We start from the raw sequence: 9,402 nt of genomic DNA on the forward strand, positions 1-9,402 counted from the left end.
GGGCGATGGCGACCGCCAGCACGACCACCAGCCACAGCAGACCGAGCCTGCGTCGAGGGCGGACGGGCGCCCGGTCCGACACCGGTTCCACCTCCCCTCGGGCGTAGGACTCCTCGGCGACGGGGGGCGGCGGGACCGCGTCGAGTCCCACCCTCGTGTGCATCCGTGTGGGGACGGGGCCGTCACCGTGGCCGAGCGCCTCGCCGCTCTCGCGATCGGCGGCGTCGAACTCCGTGGCACCGCCGGGCGCCGATCGCGCCGCGGCGGCGCGGGCCCGGGACCAGGACGACTGGTGGGGCGCCGGGACGACATAGGTGGGGAAGCGTCCGATCTCGGCCGCCCGGTCCAGGTCGTCGAGCATCTCCCCGGCATCCTGGTAGCGGTCCTCGCGGCTGCGTCGGGTCGCCCGGAGGATCAGGTGGTCGAGGTCCTCCGCCACGGAATCGGACTGGTCGGAGGGCGCCGGGACGTCGGTGTCCAGGCGCCGGTAGGCCACGGCGATCGAGTTGTCCCCGTTGAACGGGGGCTCGCCGGTGAGCATCTCGTAGGCGAGCACCCCCAGGGAGTACAGGTCGGAGCGCCCGTCGGTGTCGGCGCCGGAGATCTGCTCGGGGGAGAGGTAGGCGGCGGTGCCCATCACCACGCTCCGCGAGGTCGCCCTCGACTCGGCCACCGCACGGACGAGACCGAAGTCGGCGAGTTTGACCGCCCCGGTGGTGGAGATGAGGACGTTCTCTGGCTTGATGTCGCGGTGGACCAGCCCGGCCTCGTGGGCCTCGCGGAGTGCGCCGAGGAGGGGGCGGAGCACGGCGGCGGCGGCGTACGGGGGCATGGGTCCGCGCTCGTCCAGTAGTTCGCGCAGCGTGCCGCCCGGGACCAACTCCATCACGAGGAAGGCTGTGTCCCCCTCGACCCCCTGGTCGAAGACCTGGACGATGCCGGGGTCGGAGAGCCGCGCGACCGAGCGCGCCTCGAGGGTGAACCGGTCGACGAAGGCGCGATCGCCGGCGAGGGCGGGGTCCAACAGCTTGACGGCGACGTGGCGGTCCAACCGCTCGTCGGTGGCGAGGTGCACGATCGACATCCCGCCGCGTGCGATCACGGCGTCGAGCCGGTAGCGCCCGTCGAGCACGGTGCCCGGCCCTGGTAGCTGCCCGTCGTGAGTGGTCATGGAGTCCATTCTGCCCGTCGGCGTCCCGATCTCGGTATGCAACCGTGCCGTGCGCCCCGCGGTGGTGACCGCCGGGCCCCGCTGGGACTAACGTGGTGGCCGTGAGTACCGTTCCGCACTGCGATGACGTCCTGCCCGGGGACGTAGAGACGATCAATCTGCCCGAGGTGTCGCGGCGACTGGGCATCCCGGTCACCCGTGTGCACGACCTCCTCCGTGAGGGGGGGTTGATCGCCGTCCGACGTGCCGGGGTGGTGGTGGTCCCCGCGGTGTTCCTGGACGACGACGACGAGGTGGCGCGTTTCCTGCCCGGACTCGTCTCGGTTCTCCGTGACGGGGGCTACCGCGACGAGGAGATCCTGCGGTGGCTCTTCACGGAGGACGACAGCCTGCCGGGTCGCCCCGCGGACGCGCTCCACGGTCATCGCGCGCGGGAGGTCATCCGGCGCGCTCAGGCGATGGCGTTCTGACCCTTCCGGTGGCCCGCCACCACCACCAGGCCACGGCCAGTGAGGCGAGCACCGCGATCCCGGAGAGCACGGGGCTGTAGAGGCTGGTCGATCCGTTCGGCCCTATCGCCATCACCAGGAACACGGTCATCCCGACCGCTGCCGTGGTGGCCCGGGGCCCCGGCCTCGCCAGCATCCAGAACGCGGCCACCCAGACGTAGTACCAGGGCCAGGCCAGCGAGTTGAGCACGACGAAGGCCAGCAGCGCCAGCATGATGCCGCGGAGCGCCGTCATCCGGTCCCGGCGATGACGCCACCACACGGCCACCAGGACCACGGCGAGGACCACCCGCCCGACCTGCCGGGACACCGCGAGCACGTCCTCGAACCCGGGTGAGTCGGTGACCGCGTGGAACAGATGCGCTGCCGCGGTCGGTGCGCTGAGGTAGTTGATCACCCTGTCGGACACGGCGATCGCGTCGAACCACCCGATCCCGGTACCGGAGGCGAAGGTGGCCAGCCCGAGGACGGCCACCGCGATGGCGGCGGCCAGTGCCGTGTCCCCGAGGGCCCGGACCACCGGTCTGGTGACCGAGGGGTCCTCGCGCCGCCGGGTCAGCGCGATCCACAGCAGGAACGGGGCGACGATCACCGCGGTGGCCTTGAACGCCACCGCGATCCCGATCGCCGCGCCGGCCCACGCCCGGCGACCGTCGAGGGCCAGAACGACAGCCCCGAGGCAGGCGACGAGCGGGAAGATCTCGTTGTGCAGCCCGCCCGCCAGGTGGATGACCGACAGCGGCGACGCGCACGCCAGCCACACCGCGGCCCCCGCGTCCACCCCGGTCCGACGGGCCGCCATCACCAACACCACGGTCAGTGCGGCCAGTGCCGCCAACACCGCCACGCGCAGGATGACGATCCCCACCGCGGGGTGCCCGCCGGACACGGCCACCACGATCCTCATGAGGAGCAGGTGCAGCGGTCCGTAGGGAGTGGCGGTCGACCGCCAGTCGGGGCTGACCTCGTCGGTGAAGGGACCCGGGTTGGCCTCGGGGCCGACCTCGTAGGGATCGACCCCCGCGGCGGTCATCGCCCCCTGCGCGAGGTACGACCACGCGTCGCGGCTGAACATCGGCACCGCGGGCAGTGACGGGAGCGACCACAACGCGGTGGCCCAGACCGCGTCTCGCGTGGGGAGTCGGCCCGACACCGCCCGCGGGCCCAGTGCCAGCCAGGCGGTGAACAGCAGGGCCACGCCGATCCAGCACAGCGCCAGGGCCAGGACCTCGCCGTGGCCGAAGGTGAACCCGAGCAGACCCACGGCGGCGGCGGGCCCCCCGTCCACCGGGAGGGCGCCGGCACCGAAGCCGCCGAGGGTCAGTAGTGCGGACCCGAGCATCCCGCGGTACAGGGCGGGACCCGAGGGGCCGGACAGGGCGGAGCGGGCGGAGGAGGTGAGGGACCCGGCCACCACGGCGGCGCGAGACCGCGCCGACGGATCCGACGAGGTGGGCGTGACGGCCCCCGGGGCCGGGCCCGGTGCCATCGTCACGCCCGACGACGGGTGGCGGCCTCGGCCAGGTCGCGCAGGGTGACCCGGCCGTGCTCGCTCACCGCGTCCGAACCGATCGCGTCCAGGGCCCGCACGGTCAGGGTGTCGATCTCCGCCTCGACGGAGGCGACCGCCCCCGAGTCCACGAGGATCCGGCGAGCCCGCTCGAGGTCGTCGGTGTCGAGGTCGGTGCCCAGGACCGAGAGCAGGAAATCCGAGTCCCCGGTCGGTGCCAGGGCGGTCGCCCTGGCCAACAGGAGGGTGCGCTTGCCCTCACGGAGGTCGTCCCCGGACGGCTTGCCCGTGACCTCGGGGTCACCGAACACACCGAGCATGTCATCGCGGAGTTGGAAGGCCTGCCCCACGGCCACACCGAACTCGCGGAGCGCCGCGACGGTGTCGGCGCCGGCCCCGGCGAGCTCGGCACCGATGTGGAGCGGCCGCTCGACGGTGTACGCCGCGGTCTTGAACCGGTTGACCCGGGCCGGCGTCAGCTCGTCCGTCGCACCGGAGGATTCCGCGAGGATGTCGAGCATCTGACCCGAGAGCACCTCGGTCTTCATCGCGTACCAGGGCGCGAGCGCCCGGCCGAGTGCGGCCGGATCCGCGCCCGAGGTCACGAACATCTCGTCCGCCCAGGTCAGGGCCAGGTCTCCGACGAGGATCGCCTGCGAGACCCCGTACCGGGCGGGGTCCCCGGACCATCCCAGTCCCCGGTGGGCCGCCTCGATCGAGCGATGGACGGTGGGTCGGCCGCGACGGGTGTCGGAGGCGTCCACGATGTCGTCGTGGATGAGGGCGCACGCCTGGATCAGCTCGAGTGCCGCGCAGGCGGTGACGATCTCGTCCGGGACGACGGCGTCCGCCGGGCTCACCGCCGACCATCCCGCCAGGCCGAACCGGGGCCGCATCCGTTTGCCACCACTGAGGACGAAGTCCGCGAGCAGGCCCGCCAGGGTGTCGACCCGATCGTCGACCCCTGACACGACCCGGCGCCGTCCGTCGAGATGGCGGCGGAGGGCGCCGAGGATCCGCTCTCCGTCGTCTGGACGAGTCGCCGTGACCACGGTCACCATCCCTTCCGGGCGCCGCCGCCCGGCAGCCCTCGATACCGTGATCCTAGTCGCCGGGCGGAGGTCGGCACCGACGCGTGTCGGGCTACCCTGGTCCGGTGACCCAGCTACCCGACATCGACCCAGCGGGCGGCGACCGACACCCGAGCATCGTGGACCGGATCGCCTCGTCGAGCACCCCCAGGGTGCCCTTCTCCGTCGAGTTCTACCCACCCCGGGACGAGGCCGCGGAGGCACGTCTCTGGCGGGCCGCCTCCGTCTTCTCCGAACTGGGCGCGGCGTTCGTGTCCGTCACCTACGGGGCCGGCGGGTCCACCCGTGACCGGACGGTCAGGGTCGTCGAGAGGGTCGTCAGCGAGACCGACCTGGTGCCCATCGCCCACCTGACGGCCGTGGGGCACACGATCGCCGAACTGCGCGAGATGATCCAGATGTACGCCGACGTCGGTGTCACCAACATCCTCGCCCTCCGGGGGGACCCCCCCGGGGACCCGTTGGGTGACTGGACCCCGCACCCCGAGGGTCTGCACTACGCGGAGGAGCTCGTGCGACTGATCCACGAGGTCGGGGACTTCCACGTGGGTGTCGCGTCCTTCCCGGAGGGGCACTACCGGGCGCGGGACCTGGACCACGACACCGAGATCCTGCTCAACAAACTGCGCGCCGGCGCCGAGTACTCGATCACGCAGATGTTCTGGGACGTGGAACACTACCTGCGTCTCCGGGACCGTCTCGCGGTCGCGGACCCGGAGCAGGCGGCCAAGCCGATCATCCCCGGGCTCATGCCCGTGACGAGCCTCCGTCAGGTCCGCCGGATGGTGGAGCTGTCGGGGTGCGCCCTCCCGGACGGCCTGTCCGACCGGTTGCGCGCGGCGGCCGGTGACGGTCCCGAGGAGGACCGTGCCGCGGTCCGCGAGGTGGGGATCGAGTTCGCCACCGAACTCTGTGAGCGTCTGATCGGCGAGGGCGTGCCCTGCCTGCACTTCAACACCCTCAACTTCTCCCGTGCCACGCATGAGGTGTTGGCCAACCTGTCGATGGTCCCGTCCCCGGGGGTCGGGGCGACCAGGTCCTGACGCGGTGCTCCCGCGGTCCGTGCGCCCTACCGGCTCCCCGTGAGGTCAGCGCACGAGTCGGTCCGACCGGGCCCGCGAGGTCCGGGCGGCCAGGATAGTCCCGATCGACACCAGTAGAGCAGCGCCTATCCCGACGATCATCCACACGGCGAAACCGCGGGTCGCCGGATCCGGGTAGGACGAGGACGCCTGCATCCGGGTGATGGACCCCGGCGCCGGTGTCCAGCTCACGGAGTTACCCCCACCCAGCGTGCCGTTCGTCTCCCCGATGCGGTTGGGGAACGTGAGGTCCACCCGGGTGGACGCGGAATCCGCCCGGTCCGCCGGTATTCCGGAGAGGTCCACCGAGCCGGTGAAGGACACCGTGTCGCCGCTCCGGCGGAAACCCAGGGTGTACGGCCTCGCCCCCTCGACCTCGATGGCCAGGGACAGCGCGTCGACCTCTGCGAAGGTCAACTGGGTGAAGTAGATCTCCCTGCCGGTGAAGCCGTCCGCGGAGTAGGCGGTGATCCGCACCTTCTGCTCGAGGCCGGACGGAGTGGACAGCCGGTCCAGGGCGGCCGCCTGTGCCGGCTGGTCGCCGGCGACCAGGATGCGACCCGAGACGGTGTCGTCCTTCCGCACACTCATCTGGGCGTTCAGCTGGAGACACCCGGTGAGGACGAACAGCATCGTCACCAGGGCGGTGACGCCCGTGATCCGGCGACGCGCGGGGGAGTGTGCGGCCGTCACGGGGCTGGTCGCGGTGGTGCTCGGTTCGATCACGGTCGTCATTGTGCCCGCGTGCGGCGCCGACGCCGCGTCGACGTGCCGAGTCGGCGACCGACGAGCCGCGCCACCGTCCTCCCGCTGGTGCCGATGACACCCCCGCCGGGATGGGTGGAGGCGCCCGCGAGGAACACGCCGTCGGCGCCGGGGACGGTGTGCCCGGCCAGATCCGGGTGGGGCCGCATGGGGAGCATCTGATCGAGGGACATCTCCACGTGCATGACGTTGCCGCCGATCAGGCCGAGTTCGGTCTCCAGGTCCTCCGGTGTCTGGACGTGACGGTGGACGATCGAGTCGGTGAGCCCGGGGGCGAACCGCTCCGCGGCCGCGATGATCCGGTCCGCCTCACCCGGACCCGCCTGTGACCAGGAGCGCCCGTCCGCCAGGTGCCGCGGGTGCCACTGCGACCACAGTGTCAGTTCGTGCCGACCCGCCGGCGCCAGCGAGGGGTCGAGCGAACTGAAGCTCATGGCGAGGACGGCGGGATCGGCGTCGAGACCGCCGGCCGCGGCGACCCCGTACCGGTGGTCGAGTCGACGGCGGTCCGTCACCAGCAACTGCAGACCGTGCGCACTGGTGGTCGTGGGCACACCCGGGTACCGGGGCAGATCCGTCGTACCCAGCCGGACGACCATCCCCAGCCCGAACCCCGGACGGATCCTGCGGCGCCAGGCCTCGAGGCCCGCCGCGGGGAGTTCGTGGGCCAGGAGGTCCAGCGTGGTGTGGACGTGACAGGCCGCGACGACGGCCGAGCAGTGCAACGACGGGCCCCCCGCGGTATCCACCCGCCAACCGGCCCCCGAGCGGCGGATCGCCGTCGCTCCGGCGCCCGCCGTGACCGATCCGCCGCCGGCCCGGACGGCGGAGACGAGAGCGTCGGCGAGAGCGCCCGACCCGCCGATCGCACGGCCGGGAGGGGTCTGGTGCATGAGCGCGGCGAAGCCGATCATCGGCGCGGTGCCGGGATGGGACATCGGCGGTCCGGACTGTGCGCCGAACCAGGACAGGGCGGCCTTGAGCCGCTCGGACGTGAAGGTCTGGTCGAGCAGCGCATCCCCGGAGGACAGGAAGGTCTGGACCGTGCCGAAGGGATCCCGGAGATCGTCGCGTCCGAGGAACGCGGAACCCAGGCGCGGAGCCGTGGGGCGAACGCTGAACCCCTTCATCATCCGCCCGGCGAGGACCTCCCACCGGCGGACGAACCCGCGGTAGGCGTCGGCGTCCGCCCGCCCGCAGGCGGCGGCGATGCTCGCACAGGTCTCGTCGAGGTCGCGGTGGAAGACGATGGGCGGGGCGTCGCTGCCCGGCGGGGCGGGGGCGAAACCCCAGGGGTCACAGTCCACGTACCTCAGCCCGTGGGCGGCCAGGTCCAGTTCCTCCGGGATGCCGGTGTGCCGGATCATCAGGTGGGCCGACGAGCCACGATCCGTGCGGTGCCCGGGGTAGCGCTCGACAGTGGAGGTGGCGCCGCCCAGGACGGTGTCCTTCTCCACCACGTGGACGTCGAGCCCTGCCCGCGCGAGATAGGCGGCGCAGACCAGGCCGTTGTGACCGGAACCGATCACCACGACGTCATGACTGTTGTTCACGCGGGCCTCCGTGTTGGGTGAGGGGGAGCGACCGCGAGAGTACGGCGAACGGCCTGGCGTCGCCTTCGAACCTGTAGGCCCTGAGCACATCCGAGAAGCCCATCGACCGGTACAACCGCCACGCCCCGTTGGCCTCGTCGGGGACCTCGGGGGTCGAGAGCAACACGGATCCCTCCGTGCGACCGGACAGGAACCTGCGGAGCAACTCAGTGCCTATGCCGTGCCCCTGGTAGCGGGGGGAGACGTGGAGCTCCGTCAATTCGACGTAGTCCGTCGGCAGGCGCTGATCCTGTTCTCGCAGTCCTCGCGCGACCTGCTCGTACCACCACTGGCCGGGTGAGCCCCGGTAGCCGTAACAGATGGCGACCAGGGGCCCACGGGCGTGACCGAGAAGGCGCCGACGCGGCGCCTCGAAGGCCGCGACCCCGGACCAGCCCTCCCGGTGGCTGTGCTCCATCCACGCGGGGGCGCGGGATCGGATCACCTGGGACGGGTACCCCATGGCGTCGACGTAGACACCGAGCGCCTCCGGCAGTCGGTCACGGAACTCCCCGGCGTCCAGGCTGGTGATCACGGTGTCCATCCACCCCATCTCATCACGTGCGCGCGTTCACGACCTCCAGTTGTGTCGTACCCCGCCGATACCGTGGGGTCCAGAAGGGGAGGTGCAGCGGAGATGGCGTCGAGAACCGCAGTTCGTGCGCCGGGCGGGGGTGGCCTCGGGTCCCTCGGTCGGGCAGGTCGTGCCGAGGTCCACCGGGGCCGGGCGCTGGCCGCGTCGTCACCCGCCGAGCGGTTTCTCGAGTCCTACCGGGCGGCGCGTTCGGCGGCGGCGGCGCTCCTGTCCCCGGGGCCGCGTCGCAGGGGCCCGTCCGATGTGTGGCACCGGCTCGCCGCAGAGGTTCCCGAACTGGCGGAATGGGCCTCCGCCTTCGGCGGTTACTCGGCCCTCGCGGCCGCCGTGGAGGACGGGCTCCCCCGAACGGTCACACCCCGCATGGCGGATGACTTCCTCTGGGCTGTCGGTCGTTTCCTCGACCTGGTCGACGAGCGGCTGGGAGTACTGGGTCCGGCGGCGTGAGGTCGAGGACGCCCTGTGGACCGGGCTTCTGCCGCGTACTCGGAATCCCGGTGGTCACCACCGCGTCGCGCTCGTATGATGGAGTCAACCCTTGACCGGCTGATCCCCGTAGACGGTCGACGTCACACGGCCGAGCCGGCCGAGCTCGTAACCGCGAGCGTTCTAAGGAGGTCGAAGTGCCCCTGTCAGAGCACGAGCAGCGCATGCTCGACGAGATCGAGAATGCGCTCTACGCCGACGACCCCAAGTTCGCGTCGTCTGTTCGAAAGACCGGTGGGACCGGTGGCCGCCGTCCTGCCGGGCTGGTGGTGATCCTCGGTCTCGTAGGGGTCGCGCTCCTCGTGGGCGGGTTGGCACTCGACTTCAAACCGGGCGGGTTTCCCGTCCTCAGTCTCGTGGGTTTCCTCGTGATGTTCGCGGCGGGTGTGCTCGCCATGCGCGCGGTGCCGTCCAAGGCGTCGTCGTCGGCCGGTTCCGCGGGCGGAGCCCGGGTGCCGGGTACGGGTAAGGCGTCCACCAAGGGGGCCGAGGGCCAGAGCTACTCCTCTCGCATGGAGGATCGCTTCCGCCGTCGCTTCGAGCAGTAGCCAGAACGACTGATCACGTCCCGGGAGGGGCGAGCGCATCCGCGCTCGCCCCT

The 9,402-nt window shown here is 71.8% G+C and carries 10 protein-coding genes; 4 read left to right on the forward strand and 6 right to left on the reverse strand.

Features of this window, described 5'->3' with window-relative positions:
* A partial coding sequence (locus G6031_RS04625) for a protein kinase (RefSeq protein ID WP_241737192.1) occupies window positions 1-1,171 on the reverse strand: 1,171 nt, incomplete at its 3' end.
* A 101-nt stretch (window positions 1,172-1,272) separates the two neighbouring features.
* On the opposite strand from G6031_RS04625, the gene G6031_RS04630 reads away from it, so the two are divergent.
* Window positions 1,273-1,641 carry an Rv2175c family DNA-binding protein gene (locus G6031_RS04630; RefSeq protein ID WP_179525049.1) on the forward strand — a complete coding sequence of 123 codons (369 nt, stop codon included), beginning with the start codon at window positions 1,273-1,275 and terminating at the stop codon, window positions 1,639-1,641.
* Here G6031_RS04630 and mptB read toward each other — a convergent pair.
* A complete protein-coding gene (gene mptB, locus G6031_RS04635) occupies window positions 1,610-3,169 on the reverse strand; it encodes a polyprenol phosphomannose-dependent alpha 1,6 mannosyltransferase MptB (protein ID WP_182652601.1) in 1,560 nt (519 codons plus the stop codon). The genes G6031_RS04630 and mptB overlap by 32 nt on opposite strands.
* A 2-nt stretch (window positions 3,170-3,171) precedes the next feature.
* Window positions 3,172-4,251, reverse strand: a complete 1,080-nt coding sequence (locus G6031_RS04640; RefSeq protein WP_182644261.1) for a polyprenyl synthetase family protein — start codon at window positions 4,249-4,251, stop codon at window positions 3,172-3,174.
* A 95-nt stretch (window positions 4,252-4,346) separates the two neighbouring features.
* Between G6031_RS04640 and metF the strand changes: the two genes are divergently transcribed.
* Window positions 4,347-5,324, forward strand: a complete 978-nt coding sequence (gene metF, locus G6031_RS04645; protein WP_182609692.1) for a methylenetetrahydrofolate reductase [NAD(P)H] — start codon at window positions 4,347-4,349, stop codon at window positions 5,322-5,324.
* Between the two features lie 45 nt (window positions 5,325-5,369).
* Here the strand turns inward: metF and G6031_RS04650 are convergent, their stop codons facing one another.
* From G6031_RS04650 to G6031_RS04660, 3 genes are read right to left on the reverse strand one after another with little or no spacing between them, the layout of a single operon-like run.
* Complete coding sequence (locus tag G6031_RS04650; RefSeq protein WP_179525053.1) at window positions 5,370-6,098, reverse strand: DUF3153 domain-containing protein; 729 nt, start codon at window positions 6,096-6,098, stop codon at window positions 5,370-5,372.
* Window positions 6,095-7,681 carry an FAD-dependent oxidoreductase gene (locus G6031_RS04655; protein WP_182615601.1) on the reverse strand — a complete coding sequence of 529 codons (1,587 nt, stop codon included), beginning with the start codon at window positions 7,679-7,681 and terminating at the stop codon, window positions 6,095-6,097. Before G6031_RS04655 ends, G6031_RS04650 begins: the two co-directional genes overlap by 4 nt.
* Complete coding sequence (locus tag G6031_RS04660) at window positions 7,665-8,264, reverse strand: GNAT family N-acetyltransferase (RefSeq protein ID WP_179525055.1); 600 nt, start codon at window positions 8,262-8,264, stop codon at window positions 7,665-7,667. The genes G6031_RS04655 and G6031_RS04660 overlap by 17 nt, the downstream gene beginning before the upstream one ends.
* A 93-nt stretch (window positions 8,265-8,357) precedes the next feature.
* Between G6031_RS04660 and G6031_RS04665 the strand changes: the two genes are divergently transcribed.
* Both G6031_RS04665 and G6031_RS04670 read left to right on the forward strand, forming a co-directional pair.
* Window positions 8,358-8,762, forward strand: coding sequence for an SAV_6107 family HEPN domain-containing protein (locus G6031_RS04665; RefSeq protein ID WP_179525056.1), 405 nt, complete (start codon window positions 8,358-8,360; stop codon window positions 8,760-8,762).
* A gap of 176 nt (window positions 8,763-8,938) precedes the next feature.
* On the forward strand, window positions 8,939-9,349 hold the full coding sequence (locus G6031_RS04670) for a DUF3040 domain-containing protein (protein ID WP_179525057.1): 411 nt from the start codon (window positions 8,939-8,941) through the stop codon (window positions 9,347-9,349).
* Window positions 9,350-9,402: the final 53 nt, after the last annotated feature.

Source organism: Dietzia sp. CQ4 (assembly GCF_014145125.1).
Taxonomy (GTDB): Bacteria; Actinomycetota; Actinomycetes; order Mycobacteriales; family Mycobacteriaceae; genus Dietzia; species Dietzia natronolimnaea.